This window comes from Streptomyces sp. MBT65 (genome assembly GCF_016612545.1).
Lineage (GTDB): Bacteria > Actinomycetota > Actinomycetes > Streptomycetales > Streptomycetaceae > Streptomyces.
Window position 1 is genome coordinate 25,182 of sequence record NZ_JAENRY010000005.1, and the last position, 16,942, is coordinate 42,123.

Below are 16,942 nucleotides of genomic sequence, written 5' to 3' on the forward strand. Positions count from 1 at the left end.
CGACTTCGTACGGCTCTCTGCCATGATCGATACCATGACCGTCCGCATCGAGTCCGCCGATGTCACCGACCTCCACCAGGTCCTGGAGGACCACCCCCGCTACTGGGGAGAGCGTGACCTCCGCGCGCTCCATCTCACCGCGCTGGTGCAGGAGTTCGGGTCCACCTGTCTGGTCGCCCGCGCCGCCGACGGCATCCGTGGCTACCTCTTCGGGTTCGTCACGCCCGACCACACCGGATACGTGCACCTGATCGCGACCCGGGACGACGCACGCGGCACCGGTCTCGGCCGCAGCCTGTACACGGCCTTCATCGAGGCCGCCGGACGCCAGGGCGCGGTCCGCCTCAAGGCCATCACCTCGGTCACCAACGAGGGGTCGATCGCCTTCCACCGCACCCTCGGTTTCGACGCGCGTGTCGTCGAGGACTACGACGGGCCGGGCCGGCCTCGTGTCGTCTTCACCCGCGAACTACCGTCCGGTCAGGGCTTCGAGAAGCGAAGCCAGTGAGTCCTCCGGGCCCTGACCCGCGGTGTCGACCACGATGCGGTCGCGGTTCCACGACTCGTACTCCCGGCCGACGACCTGCTCCCAGTCGGGCAACGGCAGGTCCGGGATGTCGACCGACCGCGAGGCCACGCGCCGCCGGTGCTCTTCCGGGTCGGAGCAGACGATCTCGATCTCCACGGCGGGCACACCCGCCCGCACAGCCGTGTCGCGCCAGGCGTCCCGCGTGACGGTCAGCGGATTGACGGACTCGGCGAGCACGGTCAGCCCCTGGCGCAGATGTTCCTCGGCCAGGGCGTATCCCACGAGATAGCCCACCGGACCCACCGGATGACGGGCCACCCCGGAGCGGACGATGGCCTGCTCGATGGTGTCGACCCGGAGGTGGACGGCACCGATGCGGGCCGCGAGGAGACGCGCCAGCGTGGTCTTGCCGGTGGCAGGGAGGCCGCCGATGCTGATCAGCATGCGGGTACCCGGCGCCGCAGCAGATCCAGCAGTCGCCGTCCGCTCTCCCCGGCGAACCACTCCGCGTGGCCCACGTAGTACTCGTACGCCAGCCGGGTGTTCTCCGCCGAGTGCGTGACGCCGTGGAAGTAGCCCAGCTCGGAGAGGGCGAACTCGGCGTGCACCAGGGGGAGTAGCGCGGGGAGTGCCTTCGACTCGGGCGGGGTGAGTGGGCGTAGGGACTGATAGCCGTCCAGAAGTTCCAGCGCGTCGGCCTCGCGGACCGGGAAGCCGGGCTGGAGCCACTGGACCGTGTTGCGTTCGATGGCTGTGGCGAGGTCGTGCACGGCTGTCGTGCGGTCGCTCATGCCGAAGTCGAGGGCCGTGGCGACCGAACCGTCCTCGTTCCAGAGGAGGTTGGAGGCGTGCCAGTCGTTGTGGGTCCACAGGGGGGCGAGCCCGGGGAGGTGCGGGGCCAGTTCCTCGTGCAGGGGGAGCAGGGCGCGTTGCGTGTCCTCCCGCCATGGGAAGTCCGCCAGGCCGTTTGCCAGTTGGGGGCGTTCGGCCACGTATCGCTCCAGCTCCGCCTGCGGGTCGGGTGAGGCGAACACCGTGAACGACGCGACCAGCGGCTGCACTTGACGGCGCGGGGCGTCGAAGCCCTCCGCCGCCAGGTGCAGGCGGGCCAGCGCTTCGCCGGCCGCCCTCGCGTGGGCTGAGGTGTGGAACGGGGACCAGGACAGAGCGTCGCGGTAGAGGTCCGTGCCGGTGCCGGTCGAGTGCACCTCGTACGTCCACTCGCCACGCGTCGCCGCGTCCAACACCTCGACGACCGGGGCCCCTTGGCGCCGCAGGTGTCGTAGGAAGGCGTGCTCCTCGGTCAGGCCCTCCACCGTGCGGACGGAGACGTGGTGGCGCTTCACGAACAGGTGGCGTCCGTCCCGTTCCACCACGGCCGCCGCCGACAAGGGGCGTGGGCTGCGCCAGATCACCCGGGCCGGGCCCACGATGTCCGTGACCTCGGTGTCCGTCAGGGGTGGCCAGTCGGGTTCGACCGGGTCGGTGCCCAGGCCGTGGGCGAGGTGTGAACTCACGCTGTCCTCACCGCCGTTGTGCCGCGCAGGGCGTCCAGGACGCGGCGTTCGGTCGACGCGAAGTCCGGGTTCGTGAAGTCGTCCGCGCCGCGTGGGCGGGGCAGGGGGACCTCGACGCGGTCGACGATCGTGGCCGGGCGGGGGGACAGGACGTGGACCGTGTCCGCGAGCAGGACCGCCTCGCGGATGTCGTGGGTGACCAACACGACGGTCCAGCGGTGGCGTTGCCACATGCCGGCCAGCCACAGCTGCATCTCGGTGCGGGTGAGGGAGTCGAGCGCGCCGAACGGCTCGTCGAGCAGGAGGACCGGGCGTTCCAGGACCACCGTGCGCAACAGGGCCGCGCGTTGCCGCATACCGCCGCTGAGTTGGGCCGGGTACGCCTTCTGGAAGCCGTCGAGGCCGAAGTCCGCGAAGAGCGCGTCGGCCCGCTGCCGTGCCTCCTTCTTTCTGACTCCCTGCGCCTCCAGGCCCAGTGCCGTGTTGTCGAGCACGGTCCGCCAGGGGAAGAGAAGGTCCTTCTGCGGCATGTAGGCGACCTTGCCGGACTCCACTCCTGCCGCCTCGCCCTCCACCAGTACCTGGCCCGACGTGGGCCGGTCGAGGCCGGAGACGAGATTGAACAACGTGCTCTTGCCGCTGCCGCTCGGTCCGATGACGGCCGCGAACTCGCCAGGCTCCACGATGAGTTGGAGGTCCCGCAGCACTTCCAACTCACCGAAGGACTTGCCGACGTTCTCGATGCGCAGACTGCTCATGACGACCTGTCCTCCTTCAACGCCCGTTCCCACGGGAGTACCAGCCGTTGCAGCAGATAGGTGGCTCCGAACAGGGCGATGCTCAGCGCGGCCGTCACCGCGACCGCCGCGAACACCAGGTCCGTGCGGAACGCGCTCTTCTGCGCCTGCATATAGATCCCGAGGCCCGCCTCCGCGCCCGCGTACTCCGCGAACACGGCGCCGACGACGGCGTAGGTGATGCTGACCCGCAGCCCGGCGAAGAAGTACGGCATCGCGCTCGGCACCCGGACCAGCCGGAAGGTCCGCCAGCGGCCCGCGCCGAGCGAGCGCAGCAGCCTCATCGCCTCGCGGTCGGTCGCCGCGAAGCCCGCCGCGAGGTTCGCGGCGAGCGGGAAGAACGTCGTCAGCGTCACCACCAGCATCTTCGGCAGCAGCCCGAAACCGAACCAGATGATCAACAGCGGCGCGACGGCCACGATCGGGATGGTCTGCGAGGCGACGAGCAGCGGGTACAGGCCCCGGCGGGCCGCCGGGGAGAAGTCGAGGAGGACGGCGACCAGCCAGGCCGCCGCGAACGACAGCGCGAAGCCGAGCAGCGTCTCCTGGAGGGTGGGCAGCGTCTGGTCCCACAGGTCCTGGCGGTTCAGCCAGCCCTGCTCCACCACCCGGGCTGGGGAGGGGAGCGTCGTCGGATCGACGCTGGCGGCGGTGACGTAGAGCTGCCAGCCGCCGAGGACCACGGTCAGGACGAGGAGCGGCGGCCACAACGACCGCAGCAGCGGCCTCACTTGGCGTCCGGGAGGTAGGCGTTGGTGAAGAACGTCGACGCCTTCGGAGCGGACGTGAGCTTCTTGCCGTCGGCGTCGACCAGCAGGCCCGCCTTGTACTCGAAGTCCGCGAAGGCCTGCCAGCGCTCCGCGCTCTGCGTGCCGATCGAACCGTCCGCGCCCTTGTAGTACTCCTTGGCCAGCAGCGCCTCGCTCTCCTGCACCAGCTTGGTGTTGGTCAGGACGCTCTTGTTCGCGGAGATCAGCAAGTCGGCCGCCTGGGACGGGTGTTCGGCGGCATAGCGGTAGCCCTTGTCGACGGCCGCCAGGAACTTCCTCGCGGTCTCCGGGTTCTTCTTCAGGAACTGGTCCGAGGACGCGACGAGCGTCGAGTAGATCGCCGGGAAGCCGTAGTCGGAGAGCTGGAAGTTCTTCAGCGGCTTGCCGCTCAGCTTCGCCTCCAGGCCCTCCCAGGTCGGCATCGGCATCGCGAAGTCCGCCTTGCCCGCGTAAAGCGCCGCGTACGCCGAGGTGTTGAGGGTGATCTGCTTGAAGTCGCCCTTGCCGCCCGCGTTCTGGATCACCTTCCGCAGCAGCGGCTTCTCGTACGGCGCGCCGAAACCGGCGTACGTCTTGCCGTCCAGGTCCTTCGGTGAGCTGATGTCGCTGCGGTCGGCGCGCACGGCGATCGTCACGTCCGTCTTCTGCGTCACCGCGTAGACGGAGGTGATGTCCTGGCCGGCCGCCCGGGCCGTGGTGATGCCCTCCTGGTACGAGATCCCGAAGTCCGCCTTGTGGTTGGCGATCAGGGTCTCGGGCGCGGTCGAGCCGTACGGCACGATCTTCACGTCGATCCCGGCGGCCTTGAACCAGCCCTTGGCCTGGGCGACGTAGATCCCGGTGTGGTTGGTGTTGGGCGTCCAGTCCAGGGCGAGGGTGACGGTCGTGGTGCCGTCCTTCGCGGCGGCCGTGGAGTCGGCGGAGCAGCCGGTGACGGCGAGGAGGGCGGTCGCGGCGATGGCGGTCAGGGTGGTACGGCGCTGCATGTCGGGTCCTTCGAGGGGTGGGAGGGCTGGCGGGTCGGTCCGGTCAGGGCCGACACAGCGCGCTGCCCACCCGCATGAAGTCGACGGCGAGACGCCGGGTCAGCGTCCGCGCCTGGCAGGCCAGGGCTCTCATGTGGCCACGTCCAGCAGGCCGTTGGTGAACGACTTCGCCCAGTCCCGGTCGTCCGGGATCGCGCCGTTCTCGGCGAGCCAGTGCGCGTACGGGCCCATCCGGCCCTCGTCGATGACACCCCAACGGCCGTCCCTGTCCGTCCAGGTGGGCGCGATCAGTGCCAGGGAACGGGCGATCAGGGGGCGCGGGAAGTACGGGATGACCCGTTCCAGCAACTCCAGTGTGGCGTCGGTCTCTTGGGCGGCGGCCGCGTAGCCGCGGGCCGTGACGGCGAGGAAGTCCCGTACGAGGGAGGGGTGTTGGTCGAGCAGCGTCTCGCTCGTGCCGAGCAGATAGCTGTGGTAGCTCGGGGCGCCGATCTCGTCGACCGGCCAGGTCAGCCGCTGCTCCTCGGGCAGATCGCCGCGCAGCGCGTCCCAGGACCAGTAGTTGCCGAAGGTCGCGTCCGCCTCGCCCGCCACGATGTCGTCGACGGTCAGCTCCCGCGCGCCGGCGTCGATCCCGATCACGGCGTCCGGGTCGCCGCCGTCGGCGGCCACCAGATGGCGCACCATGGCCCGGCCGCGCGGGGTCGGATTGAAGGCGATACGGCGGCCGGCCAGCTCGCGGGGGCGGGTGATGCCGGTCGAGGTGGTGGTCTGGATCGCCTCCAGTCCCCGATGGTTGATCGCGGCCACGGCGATCAGCGGCTGGCCGTGCTCCGCCCGCCGGGCCAGCAGCCGGTTCGGCGGGAAGATCCCGAAGTCCACCTCGCCCCGCGCCAGATATTCGAGGGTGTCCCCGCGTCCCGGATCCTGGACCACCAGCTCGACATCCAGACCGGCCTCGGCGTACCAGCGGCGGGCGCGGGCGACGTACAGACCGGCCGAATTGGGCCACGGGTGGAAATAGTCGAGCATGACCCGTATGTGCGGCATGGGGGTACTCCGAAACGTGCGCAGGCGTGACGGCGCCTGAAGGGAGGGGAGGGGGTGCGCGAAGGCGGTGGATCAGTGCATGCGACAACAACAGGAGCGGCGCGCCGGGGAGTTGACCACCGGGTGCTGGGGCTCGACTGCTGAAGACACGTGAACTCCTACGCGGGCGCTGAGGCGCGAGTGGTGCGGTCGGCGTCCCCGTGGGGGCCGGACTCTCGACGAGCCGGTCCCAGACGCCCTCTCAGCCCAACCGGGTAGGGGCTCCCGCGTAGATGGCCGAACGATAACCGGACCACCCGGATTCTGTGCAAGCGTGGTCCGGAATATGGGACGTGCCTGCCCGAGGAATGAGACGCCCAGGTCGCGGGCGTACGATCGGCGGCCATGACCACCTCCCTGCTGCCCGGCCCGCTGGTCGACGACACCTGGCTCGCCGCGCGTCTCGACGATCCCCGGCTGGTCGTCCTCGACGCCACCACGCTCCTGCCCTCACCCCGCGAGGACGGTGACCACCGCTCCGCGAGCGGGCGCGGGACCTGGGTCGAACGGCATGTCCCCGGATCGCGACACGCCGACCTGACCGGCGACCTCTCCGACCACGACGCGCCGTACCACTTCGCCGTACCGTCCCCCGAGGCCCTCGCCGCCGCCCTGGCCGAGCTGGGCGTGGGGGAGGGCGTCGAGGTGGTCACGTACGACGGCGGCGGTGGGATCTGGGCGGCCCGCCTGTGGTGGATGCTCCGGGCGATCGGCGTACCGGCGGCAGTTCTGGACGGCGGTCTCGAAGGGTGGGAGGCAGCCGGGCGTGCGCTCGCCTCCGGCGACGACAGCGGTCCGGTGCCGGCCGTCCGCCCCGTGACACCCGTCGTACGACCGGATCTGTGGTCCGGCATCGAGGACGTGGCCGCCATCAGTCGCGGCGAGCGCCCCGGCACCCTCGTGTGCGCGCTGCCCACCGGCGGCTACGACGGCTCCGCGCCCACCCGCTACAGCCGCCGCGGCCACATCCCCGCCAGCCGCAGCCTCCCGGGCCGGAGTCTCCTCGACGACTCCGGGCACGTCCTGCCCCTCGACGAACTCGCGGCGCGGGTCGGCGCGGTCCTCGACGCCGAGGACTCGCCGGTCGTCCTGTACTGCGGCGGCGGCATCTCGGCGGCGGGCGCCGCACTCGCGCTCACGCTGCTCGGCCGTACGGACATATCCGTCTACGACGGCTCACTGGAGGAGTGGTCCAAGGACCCTGTCAGGCCACTGGAGTCGGGGGTCTGAGCGACCACCCCCAGAACGGCGTGGTCGCGGATGTCTCCCTCCCCCGAAGGCGACATCCGCGACCATTCCCCCGGCGCCGGACTGGTGGGTCCGTTCGTCCGCGTGCGCTGTACACATGCTGTTACCAGCACATCACCGCGGTTTCCCCCGAACCCCACGTGGAGTACAGGCGCACACGGACGAAGTAGCGGCGGCCCTTGACGAGCCGGACCTTGAGTGTGGCGTTGTGGGGCGTTCCCCCGTCGTCCTGACCGGCGAGGAAGCGCGGTTCGCCGTCCCGTTCCTCGAAGACCACGACGACCGTGTCGCTGTCCCCGAAGGTGCCGACGGCGTACTCGCGCGTCTGCGTCGGCTCGATGGCGAAGTCGGCCTGCTCACCCGGTCCCAGACGCAGCGGCGCCGACCGGAACGGCACCAGCTCGGCCGGCCGGGGAGGGCCGGCGGGCGGGTACCAGCGCAGGACGAACTCCTTGTCGGAGGGGGAGAGGCTGCCGTGCGGGTGCAGACCCGTGCGGTACTCCTCCGGCTCCAGGATCAGTCCCGACGCGAACGGGTACTCCATGATCGACTGCGGGTCCCAGACGGAGCCGTTGACCTCGTCCGGGTCGAGCTTGCGCAGGATGTTGAACCGCGTCCTGTCCCGGCTCCAGAAGTTCGGCGGGCCCGCCAGCTCGGCGTACACGGCCTCGTCGTCCCAGTGGATACCGGCGAACGGGCTCTGGTGCTCGTGCAGCAGACCCAGCGCGTGCCCGATCTCGTGCAGAGCCGTGCAGCGCTGCCCGGGCACGGTCAGGTCCCAGCCGAAGTTCATGGTGCGGTCGGACAGACCGACCGTGAGAGCGTCGCGACCCACCGTCGACCAGGAGCCGTCACCGGACTGGAACCCGATGCGCAGCTCCGCCTCCGACCGGTCGCCGACCTCGGCGAAGCCGAGCCCGATGCCGAGGCCCTGCCACTCACGGAAGCACTCGCGTACGACGTCCTGCTGCTCCTTGGCACCGCCCCACGGCACCCGCCGCAGCTCGCCGGTCCCGGGCACCGGGATGACGGAGGTGTCGGTCGCGGCCGTGTTCTCGGGGTTGTCGGTGTCGAAGAAGTAGTAGTGCAGGACCGTGCCGTTGACCCACATCCGGCTGCCGCCGATGAGCGCACCGCGCCGCTCGGCGGCCAGTCCCGGTCGGAACTCCGGGGCCGGCTGCTGCGCGAGGGAGCAGTAGCGAGCGGTCATGCGACCAGATTGCCGTCGACCGTTCCCCGGCGCCTGAGTCGAGGGCTACTCAAGTCACCCTGTATCAAGCGTGAGTAGCCGGAGTCATATCTGCGTGATGACTTTCGAACAGGACGCGAAGACCCTCGAACTGCCCTGGCCGTTCACCGGCCGGGCGGACGAACTCGAGCTCATCCGCGGCTCGTTGACGGCCGGCCGGCCCGGCATCGTGGTGACCGGCCCGGCCGGCCGGGGCAAGACCCGGCTGGTCACCGAGGCCGTCCGGGGCAGCGACTGCGCCAAGGTCACCGGGACGCCCGAGACGCGCGGGATCGCCTTCGCCGCGTTCGCGCACCTGCTCCCCGAGAGCGTCACCCTGCACCGCGCGGTCCAACTCCTGTCCTGCGTCCGGCTGTTGCTCGTCGACGACGCCCATCTGCTCGACGGCTCCTCGGCCGCCCTGGTCCACCAGCTCGCCGTGCACGGGCGGACCCGTCTGGTGGTCGTGGTGACCGACGGCGACCCGGTACCCGGTGCGGTGTCGCGTCTGTGGACGGGCGAACTGCTGCCGCGCCTCGCGCTGGAGCCGCTGCCCCGGGAGGAGACGGCGCAGTTGCTGGCCCTGGGCGCCGGCGGGCCGCTGGAACCCCTCACCGTGAACCGCCTGGACGGCCTCTGCCAGGGTGATCTGCGGCTGCTGCGCGACCTGTTCGGCGCGGTGCGCGAACGCGGGCTGCTGACCCGGGCGACCGACTCCGACGAGTGGACCTGGCGCGGCCCGGTACCGGTCACCGCGACGGTCCGTGAACGCACCGCGCACGTCCTCGCCCGCACCGGCCCCGAGGAGCGCGAGAACCTCGAACGCCTCGCGTTCGCCGAGCCGTTGGCGGCGCCGCTGGACGACTTCGACCTCGACGTCCTCGAGCGCCTGGAGACCGAGGCCCTGATCCACGTCGACGACCGGGGCGCCGTCCGCCTCGCCCACCCGCTGCACGGTCCCGCGCTGCGCGCCGCGGCCGGCCGGCTCCGGGCCCGCCGACTGGCCCGCACCCCGGACCAGTGCGCCCCGGCCCTGGCGGCCGAACGGGCCGCGCTGACCGATCGCATCGACCGCACCGACGTACGCCCGCTGCCGACGCCCGTGGGGGAGTGGCTGGTGGCGGAGGGCGCACCCGTACCGGCCGGGTACGCCGCCGTCCGCGCCCGGTTCGCAAGGCTGCGCGGGGAGCTGCGCGAGGCGGCGGCCTGGGCGCGGGAGGGCTTGCGGGAGTCCCCGGGAGACCAGGCCTGCGCGGTCGAACTCGCCCTGGCCGCCGCCCAGTCGGGCGACGTCCCGGCCACCGACGAGGCGCTGGCCCGCCCCGCGTCGGACGACGCGGGCGGCTGGCTCGCGGCGGCACGGGGCGATGTGGAGACGGCGCGCGAGGCCGCGGCCGACCGCTGGAAAGAGGGTGAGGGGAGCAGCGGCCCCACCGCCGAGGACGGCAGGCCCGCCGCGTACGTCCTCTACGACGCCGTACGCCTCGGTGCTCCCGAACAGGTCGCCGGACGGCTCGCCCGACTGCCCGGCGACGGACCGGCCGTCCTCGCCCGGCACGCGGAGGCCCTGGTCGACGGGGACGGTCCCGCGCTGGACCGGGTGGCCGGGGAACTGGAGCAGCGCGGCTTCCTGCTGTTCGCGGCCGAGGCGCACGCCCAGGCCGTACGCGCGCACCGCGACCCGCGCGCCGCCCGCATGTCCCGCACCCGCGCGGTCGCCCTCGCCCGCCGCTGCCAGGGCGCCCGCACCCCGGCCCTGTCCGGCCTGGTCCTGGGCGAACTCACCGCCCGCCAGCGCCAGATCGTCACCCTCGCCGCCGCAGGCCTCAGCAACCGCCAGATCGCCGACCGCCTCACCCTCTCCGTCCGCACCGTCGGCAACCACCTCTACAGCGCCTACACCCGCCTCGGCGCAAGCGACCGCGGCGCGTTGCCGTGGCTGGTGGAACTGCCGACGACGCGGTCAGCCTGAGCGACGGGGACGGCCGTCGGCCGGGTCGCCCGCACGGCGCGATGACCGGCGGCCGGGTTTGCCTGCCTGGCGGGAACGATTTATGGCCTGGCCTGCCTACACGGCGGGACGTTCAACAACCCGATCCGCTCACCCGACAGGTCACGCCGCCCCGAACGCCGTGAAAGCCCACCCCGTCGCCTGGTGCATCGCGTCCACCGGCAGAGCCGCCCGCGCGTCTCGCAGGGCCTCCGCCAAGGAGAGGCCTGTGCTGAGGCCCTTGTGCAGGGTGAGCATCAGGGGGACCACTGCCGCGTCGTTGACCGGGGCGCTGCTCGCCACCACGCCTGCCGTGCCCAGGGGGAGCAACGCCGTGACCAGGCCCAGGAGTTCATCGGCTCCGACCGAGGCCAGACGGGCGGTGTCGCAGCTGGAGAGGATGATGCGGTACGGGCTGCGGGCGAGGCGTTCGAAGTCGTGGACGATGAGCGGGCCGTCGGCCATGCGGAGGGACGAGAACAGGGGGCTGTCCGCGCGGAACGTGCCGTGGGCCGCGATGTGGGCCAGGGTCGCACCGTCCAACTCGGCCAGTACCCGGGGGACTTCGGCGCCGTCGTGCTCCAGGACCGTGGGCCTGCCGTAGCGGCCGGCCAGGTCGGGGACCTCGGCGCCGCCGGTCGCGAGGCCGGGCCCGCGGACCAGGACGTGCCGGCCGCCGGACGGCGGTTCGGTGTCCAGGGAGCGCAGCCAACTGCCCGCCGACGGCGACACACTGAGCACCCGCTCGCGCAGCGAGGGCAGCAACGCCCAGGGAACGCGGTGGAGTCGGCCCGGCGGGACCACCACCACCGGCCCGGAGCCGAGGTGTTGAGCGGCCTCGCCGAGGAGCAGCTCCTCCAGGCGCCGGCCCGCCGCCTCCACCACCGGGAGCCTTGCCTCCGCCCCCGGATGCGCGAGCCGCCGTAGCCCCGCCTGTACGTGTTCCGCCTCGGCCATCGCCTCCGCGAGCAGGCCCGCCTCGAAGCGGCGGACCCGGCCCGCCCCGCACAGCAGGGCGTGCACCCGGCCGTCCACGACGGCGAGTTCGACCAGCCGCCCCTCGCCGAGGCGGGCCAGCAGGCGGGTCGGATCGAAGCGGTCGCCCTCGCCGGGGGCGTCCCCGCGCATATGGAGGGTGCGGGAGCGGATCTCCCGTTCCAGGCGCCGCTGTTCGCGTTCCAGGGCCGGTACCGGGCGGCCGTCCATGCGGGCCTGCTCCGCGCGGGCGGCGATCTCGCGGAACGCCGTCAGATCGGTGAGCAGCACCGGGTCGGCGGGCGGCCGGGTGGGCGGAGTGGACAGCGCGGTCGCCCGCCAGCGCTCGCTCCACACCAACAGCCGCCGCGGGCCGCCGGAGACGAGGCTCGCGCGCTGGGCCAGCGCCGCCAGCTCGGCGCCCTGCGCGGTCGCCCGCGCCCGCAACTCCGAGGCGCCCAGGGTCGTACGGTGATCGTCCAGGACGTCGAGCCCGCGCCGGCACGCCTCCAGCACCCCGCGCCCGGAACCCGCCGCCTGCGCGCGCAACGCCTGTGCCGCCCAGCCGGTCATCCGGGCCAGCGGCGGGCCGCCGCGCCTGCTGCGGGCGGCCACCGCCAAGTGCCGCTCCGCGTCCGCCGTCCAGCCCAGTTCCAGCGCGATCCGGCCCGCGAGCAGCGAGGCCTCCGGAGCGGACGGCGAACCGAAGCCCGCCAGCCGGTCGGCCACCGCCGCGGCGTCCGCCACCAGCCGCCCCGACGCCCGCCCGGCCGCCAACCGGGCCTCGATCAGCACCAGTTGGGCATGCGTCTGCCACCAGGTGCGCCGCTGCGCGGCGAACAGCCGTACCGCCACGGCCGCGCGCGCGATCGCCCGCTGCGGATCGTCCGCGAGCCGCGCGGCCCGGGCGGCCACGAGCAGCAACTCCGCCTTGCGCGTGGACTGGCCGCCGATGCCGTCGAGCAGCCCGACCGCCGTGTCCGCGTGCGCCAGCGCCTCCCCAGCAAGACCCGCGCTCATCAGCACCTCGCAGCGGCGGATGGTCAGCATGAACGTCGGGGTGGCCAGCTTGGCGTACATCTCCTCTGCCTCGTCGAGCAGTTGGAGCGCCACCGGGATGTCCCCCGAGCGGAACGCGGCCAGCCCCCGGCTCTCCACCGCGTCCGCCTTGTCGTGCTCCTGGCCGGTGGTCTCCCACAGCGACTCGGCCGCCGTGAAGTCCGCTTCGGCCCGGTCCACCGCACCGAGCGCCAGGTGCACGGTCGCCCGCAGGGTGAGCGCCCGCGCCGTCCAGATCGTGTCGTCCACCTGCCGCAGCACGGGAATCGCCCGCCGTACGTCGTCCAGCGCCTCGGAGTGATGGCCCAGTACCCACCAGACGTACGCCCGCCGGTACAGCACCCGCGCCCGGGTCTGCCCCGTGCCCCGGGCGATGCCCCGCTCGAAGGCGGCCAGGCCCTGCCGGGTACGGCCGGCGTGCACCAACGCCACGCCCAGTGTGCCGAGGACGTCCGCCTCCCGGTCCGCCGAATCCGCGCGGGCCGCCAGGTCACGGGCGCGCCGCAGATGACGCAGGGCGAGCCGGAGATCGCCGAAGTCCCGCTGCCAGATGCCGATCACATGGTGGGCCACGGAGGCCTGGAACGGCGTCGGATCGCCGTCGAGGACCTCCCGCGCACCGGCCAGCGCCTCGCTCGGAGCCGCGAACACCATCGGCAGGAGGTCGAGAACCGAGTCGCTTCCCGCTGTCACTCCTCCCATGCTAGTGGTCCCGGGTGCGGACCTCACAGGTTTGGTGCTGTATCAAGTAGCGGTCCGGCGGCTCTGATTGACGACCGCCGCCGTAGTGGGAGGACACGCCATGGCACCACAGCGATTCCACGAGCAGTTCGACCAGATCCAACGCTCGATGCCCGACATCCCCCTGGCGATGGGGCCGGACGACTCAGCCGAGTTCTTCTACGAGAAGGGCGTCGTGCTCGCCCGCGACGGCGAGGAGGCCCGCCTCGTCGAGGACACCGTCCGCACGCACTTCACCGCCGCCCCCGACCTCACCCCGGACTCCGTGCGCCGGGCGGGCCCCGAGACCAACCGGTCCGGCATCACCCGCATCCAGGTCGGCGACCCGGGCCAGGGCGACCGGCGCGGCGACCACGCCGTGGCGAACGCGCTGCGCGCCCTGCGTGAACCGGAGGGCCGCACCGGCCGCCGACTCGTCAGTCGCAACCACGTGGTGTCGATCGCCGTGAACGCCTGTCCCGGCGACGAACCCGTCCCCGCCCCGCGCTCCGAAGGGGCCAACCCGGCGCCCGCGGAGGCCGGTTACGACCCCGACACCGCCGTCGGCGTCCTCGTCATCGACACCGGGCTCATGCACGACTACCGGTCCTACCCGCTGCTGGCCCACGTCCAGGGCGACCCGCAGATCAGGGAGACCGACGACGCGGGAGTGCTCCAACAGTACGTAGGACACGGCACGTTCATCGCCGGCATCGTCGCGGCCGTCTCGCCCAACACCGAGGTGACGGTCCGCAACACCCTCAACGACGCGGGCGCCATCCTCGAATCGGACTTCGGCGAGGCCCTGTTCGCCGCCGTCGACCAGCACGGCTGGCCCGACGTCATCAGCCTCTCCGCCGGCACCTCCAACGGCCGCACCGACGGACTCCTCGGCGTCGAGGGCTTCATGCAGGCCCTGCGCGGACAGCGCACCCTCCTCGTCGCCGCCGCGGGCAACAACGCCAGCGCCACCCCCTTCTGGCCCGCCGCCTACGCCGACCTGCCCGACTACCAGGACGTCGTCCTCTCGGTCGGCGCGCTGCGCAGCGACGGCGAGTTCGGCGCCTGCTTCAGCAACCACGGCGCCTGGGTCAAGGCCTACGCCCCCGGCGAGCGGCTCATCGGCCCCCTCACCGGCTTCGACACCCCCACGCCGTACGCCTACCAGCACACCACCTACGACGCGTGCCGGTTCGGGTTCACCTACACCTGCACCTGCCAATCGCCCGCCCACAAGGGTGTGTTGAGCCAGGCCGGGGACGCCGAGCCGGGCAGCCCGGACCAGGTGACCTTCGACGGGTTCGCGCACTGGAGCGGCACCTCGTTCGCCGCTCCCGTCGCCGCCGGCATGGTCGCCGCCTTCATGACGGCGAACAAGGAGACCGACGCGCGTGCCGCCCGCGGCCAACTCCTCGCGGCCAACGCGGAGTACGCCGAAGTGCGCGGGGCGCACGTACCGGCGCTGCGCCCGCCCACCTGGCGCCCGGTCCCCGTCGTACCGCTCTCCCCTCCGGCATGAGGGCCGGAACCCTCCCCTCCACGGCGTACGATGACATGCCGTACACGAGGGGTGGCACAGTGGACCGTGCAGAGGTCGGCGCGCTCGTCCAGTCCGCCGTCGACGGCGACGCTGCGGCCTGGAAGGCGCTCGTGGAGGGTCTGAGCCCCCTGGTCTGGTCCGTGGTGCGCGCCCACCGGCTCTCCGACGCCGACGGCCACGAGGTGTACCAGACCGTGTGGTTGCGCTTCTCCCAGCACTTGCGGCGCATCCGGGAACCGGAGAAGGCCGGCTCCTGGCTGGCGTCCACCGCGCGCAACGAATGCCTGAAGGTGATCAAGAGCCTACGGCGGCTGATGCCCACGGACGATCCCCAACTCCTCGACCGCGTCAGCGAGGAGCGCACCCCCGAGCAGTCGCTGATCGACTCGGAGGAGGCGGCCTCCGACGCCGAGCGCATCCGGCGGCTGTGGCAGGAGTTCGAGGAACTGGGCGAGCGGTGCAGGCAGTTGCTGCGGGTGCTGATGGCCTCGCCGCCGCCCAGCTATCAGGAGGTGTCCGCCGGTCTGGGGATCGCCGTCGGCAGCATCGGCCCGATGCGCCAGCGCTGCCTGCGCCGGCTGCGGGCCCGACTCGACGCCCGGGGGGCGGTGTGAACGGCATGCACGACGACGGACCCGACGCGTTCGACGCCTTCGGCCAGGACCCCTTCGACGACGAGGAGTTCGACGACCAGGAGGGCGAACAGGGCGACGACGGCGGGGAGTTCGACGACGCGCTCCTGGAGGAGGAGCTGCGCCAGGCGGCCGCCGTCCTGGACCCGGTCCCCGCCGAGCTGCGCCAACTCGCCATGGACGCCTACGCGTTCCACGACCTGGACGGCCGGCTCGCGGAGCTCACCTTCGACTCCCTGGTCGACGCGATCCCGATCAGAGGAGCCACGGACGTCCCCCGCATGCTCACCTTCACCGCGGGCGCCCTCAGCATCGACGTGGAGGTGACCAGCGAGGGCCTGATGGGCCAGGTGATGCCGCCCCAACCGGCCGGCATCGAGATCCTCGGCGGCTCCCAGGCGCTGCGTCCCCCCACCCTCACGGCCGACGCCATGGGTCGCTTCACCGGCGACACGCCACCGACCGGCCCCTTCGCGCTACGGCTGCGGGCCGGCGGGGAGGTCGTCGTCACGGAGTGGCTGCGGGCCTGAACACCGGTGCGCGAGGACGGAGTCGACAACACCTCCGTCCTCGCGCGTGAGCCGCTACCAGGTCACCGGCAAGGTCTGCGGCCCCCGGATCATGGTCTTCCGGCGCCAGACGATCTCCTCGGCGGGCACGGCGAGTTGGAGCCCCGGGAGACGGTCCAGCAGGGTGTCGACGAGGAGTTCGGTCTGGAGCCGGGCCAGTACGGCGCCGGTGCAGTAGTGCGCGCCGTTGCCGAGGGCCAGGTGCGGGTTGGGATCGCGGTCGACGTCGATGCGCTCCGGGTCCGGGAACACGGCCGGGTCGCGGTTCGCGGCGAGATAGGAGACGTAGACCGGGTCGCCCGCGCTGATGCGCAGACCGTGCAACTCGACGTCCTCCAGGGCGATCCGGGCCAGGCCGACCGAGGAGCGGTGCGGGATGTAGCGCAGGAGTTCGTCCAACGCGGCGTCCCTGCACTCGGGTTGGCCGCGCAGTCGCTCCAGCAGTTCGGGGCGGGTGAGCATCAGGTAGAGCATCTGGCCGCAGTTGTGGGTGACCGCCTCGCCGCCGATCTGCAGCGGGCCCGCCACCCCGGCCGCCTCCGGCTCACTGATGTCGCCCCGGGCCACGGCGTTGCCGAGCAGGGAGTACACATCGGTGCCGTCGCTGTCGGCGCGGGCGCGGATGGTGTCGGTGATCCACGCGTACATGCCGTTCTTGGCGCGGTCGGCGGCCTCGGCGCCGCCGGACGTGGAGATGATCTGCCGCGTCCAGGCGTGCACCTGGTCCCGGTCCTCGGCGGGCACCCCCATGACCTCGCTGACCACGGTGATCGGGAAGGGCTCCAGGACCCGCTCGATCAGATCGGCCGGGGGCCCGTCCGCCACGACGCCGTCCACCAGCGCGTCGAGCAGTGACTGCGCCCGGGGCCGCAGCCGCTTCATCGCGCCGACCGTGAACGCGCCCGCGATCGCCTTGCGCAGCCGGTTGTGGTCCGGCTGGTCGGCGAACGCCAGTGACCCCGGGCGCGGCTTGAAGTGCGGGGCCATGCGCGTCACTTGACGCGTGGTGACCTCCGCGCGGCCGAACCGTGGATCGTTGGTGATCATCTTCACGTCGTCGTAGCGGGTGGCCAGCCACGCCCAGCCCTCGCCGTGCGGCAGCCGGATCCGGTTCAGCGGGCCCTCGCGCATCAGTTCCGCGAGGACCGGGTCGAACTCCGTCCCGGTCAGGTCGAGCGGGGGCCAGTCCCGGACGGGGGGCGGGGCCTGGCCGGTCAGCGTGGTGGTCTCCTCGGTCATGCCGTCCACCCTCGTACGCTTCCGGCCGCCTGTCCTGCGGGGCTGCTCCAGCCG

15 protein-coding genes are annotated in these 16,942 nt (G+C 72.4%); 6 read left to right on the forward strand and 9 right to left on the reverse strand.

The genetic code is table 11. The annotated features are described in order from the left end of the window. Positions 1 to 34 precede the first annotated feature (34 nt). On the forward strand, positions 35 to 508 hold the full coding sequence (locus JHN63_RS02640; RefSeq protein WP_374222883.1) for an N-acetyltransferase family protein: 474 nt from the start codon (positions 35 to 37) through the stop codon (positions 506 to 508). Here the strand turns inward: JHN63_RS02640 and JHN63_RS02645 are convergent. The 6 genes from JHN63_RS02645 to JHN63_RS02670 form a co-directional block, all read right to left on the reverse strand. Further along, positions 470 to 973: an AAA family ATPase gene (locus JHN63_RS02645; RefSeq protein WP_200677008.1), complete on the reverse strand. Its 504-nt coding sequence runs from the start codon at positions 971 to 973 to the stop codon at positions 470 to 472. The two genes, JHN63_RS02640 and JHN63_RS02645, sit on opposite strands and share 39 nt — an antisense overlap. Then, entirely contained in the window at positions 967 to 2,046 is a 1,080-nt protein-coding gene (locus JHN63_RS02650; protein ID WP_200677009.1) for a phosphotransferase enzyme family protein, read from the reverse strand. The genes JHN63_RS02645 and JHN63_RS02650 overlap by 7 nt, the downstream gene beginning before the upstream one ends. Beyond that, positions 2,043 to 2,804: an ABC transporter ATP-binding protein gene (locus tag JHN63_RS02655; RefSeq protein WP_200677010.1), complete on the reverse strand. Its 762-nt coding sequence runs from the start codon at positions 2,802 to 2,804 to the stop codon at positions 2,043 to 2,045. Before JHN63_RS02655 ends, JHN63_RS02650 begins: the two co-directional genes overlap by 4 nt. After that, positions 2,801 to 3,574, reverse strand: a complete 774-nt coding sequence (locus JHN63_RS02660) for an ABC transporter permease (RefSeq protein ID WP_200677011.1) — start codon at positions 3,572 to 3,574, stop codon at positions 2,801 to 2,803. Before JHN63_RS02660 ends, JHN63_RS02655 begins: the two co-directional genes overlap by 4 nt. Continuing rightward, complete coding sequence (locus JHN63_RS02665) at positions 3,571 to 4,599, reverse strand: ABC transporter substrate-binding protein (protein ID WP_200677012.1); 1,029 nt, start codon at positions 4,597 to 4,599, stop codon at positions 3,571 to 3,573. The genes JHN63_RS02660 and JHN63_RS02665 overlap by 4 nt, the downstream gene beginning before the upstream one ends. A 129-nt stretch (positions 4,600 to 4,728) precedes the next feature. After that, positions 4,729 to 5,649: an ABC transporter substrate-binding protein gene (locus JHN63_RS02670; protein ID WP_200677013.1), complete on the reverse strand. Its 921-nt coding sequence runs from the start codon at positions 5,647 to 5,649 to the stop codon at positions 4,729 to 4,731. 384 nt (positions 5,650 to 6,033) lie between these two features. On the opposite strand from JHN63_RS02670, the gene JHN63_RS02675 reads away from it, so the two are divergent. Continuing rightward, a complete protein-coding gene (locus JHN63_RS02675; RefSeq protein WP_200677014.1) occupies positions 6,034 to 6,918 on the forward strand; it encodes a sulfurtransferase in 885 nt (294 codons plus the stop codon). 121 nt (positions 6,919 to 7,039) lie between these two features. Here the strand turns inward: JHN63_RS02675 and JHN63_RS02680 are convergent, their stop codons facing one another. Continuing rightward, positions 7,040 to 8,146, reverse strand: coding sequence for a M12 family metallopeptidase (locus JHN63_RS02680; RefSeq protein WP_200677015.1), 1,107 nt, complete (start codon positions 8,144 to 8,146; stop codon positions 7,040 to 7,042). Between the two features lie 97 nt (positions 8,147 to 8,243). On the opposite strand from JHN63_RS02680, the gene JHN63_RS02685 reads away from it, so the two are divergent. After that, positions 8,244 to 10,136 carry a LuxR C-terminal-related transcriptional regulator gene (locus tag JHN63_RS02685; RefSeq protein WP_200677016.1) on the forward strand — a complete coding sequence of 631 codons (1,893 nt, stop codon included), beginning with the start codon at positions 8,244 to 8,246 and terminating at the stop codon, positions 10,134 to 10,136. Positions 10,137 to 10,277: 141 nt separating this feature from the next. Here the strand turns inward: JHN63_RS02685 and JHN63_RS02690 are convergent, their stop codons facing one another. After that, entirely contained in the window at positions 10,278 to 12,881 is a 2,604-nt protein-coding gene (locus tag JHN63_RS02690; protein WP_200677017.1) for a CHAT domain-containing protein, read from the reverse strand. A gap of 109 nt (positions 12,882 to 12,990) precedes the next feature. On the opposite strand from JHN63_RS02690, the gene JHN63_RS02695 reads away from it, so the two are divergent. The 3 genes from JHN63_RS02695 to JHN63_RS02705 are packed head-to-tail and all read left to right on the forward strand — an operon-like array spanning position 12,991 to position 15,610. Continuing rightward, positions 12,991 to 14,427 carry a S8/S53 family peptidase gene (locus tag JHN63_RS02695; protein WP_200677018.1) on the forward strand — a complete coding sequence of 479 codons (1,437 nt, stop codon included), beginning with the start codon at positions 12,991 to 12,993 and terminating at the stop codon, positions 14,425 to 14,427. Then, positions 14,424 to 15,062: an RNA polymerase sigma factor gene (locus JHN63_RS02700; RefSeq protein WP_200677019.1), complete on the forward strand. Its 639-nt coding sequence runs from the start codon at positions 14,424 to 14,426 to the stop codon at positions 15,060 to 15,062. Before JHN63_RS02695 ends, JHN63_RS02700 begins: the two co-directional genes overlap by 4 nt. 5 nt (positions 15,063 to 15,067) lie before the next feature. After that, positions 15,068 to 15,610, forward strand: coding sequence for a hypothetical protein (locus JHN63_RS02705; RefSeq protein WP_234476011.1), 543 nt, complete (start codon positions 15,068 to 15,070; stop codon positions 15,608 to 15,610). A 54-nt stretch (positions 15,611 to 15,664) separates the two neighbouring features. Here the strand turns inward: JHN63_RS02705 and JHN63_RS02710 are convergent, their stop codons facing one another. Beyond that, positions 15,665 to 16,888 (reverse strand): cytochrome P450, encoded by a 1,224-nt coding sequence (locus JHN63_RS02710; RefSeq protein WP_200677021.1) that lies wholly within the window; start codon positions 16,886 to 16,888, stop codon positions 15,665 to 15,667. Positions 16,889 to 16,942 lie beyond the last annotated feature (54 nt).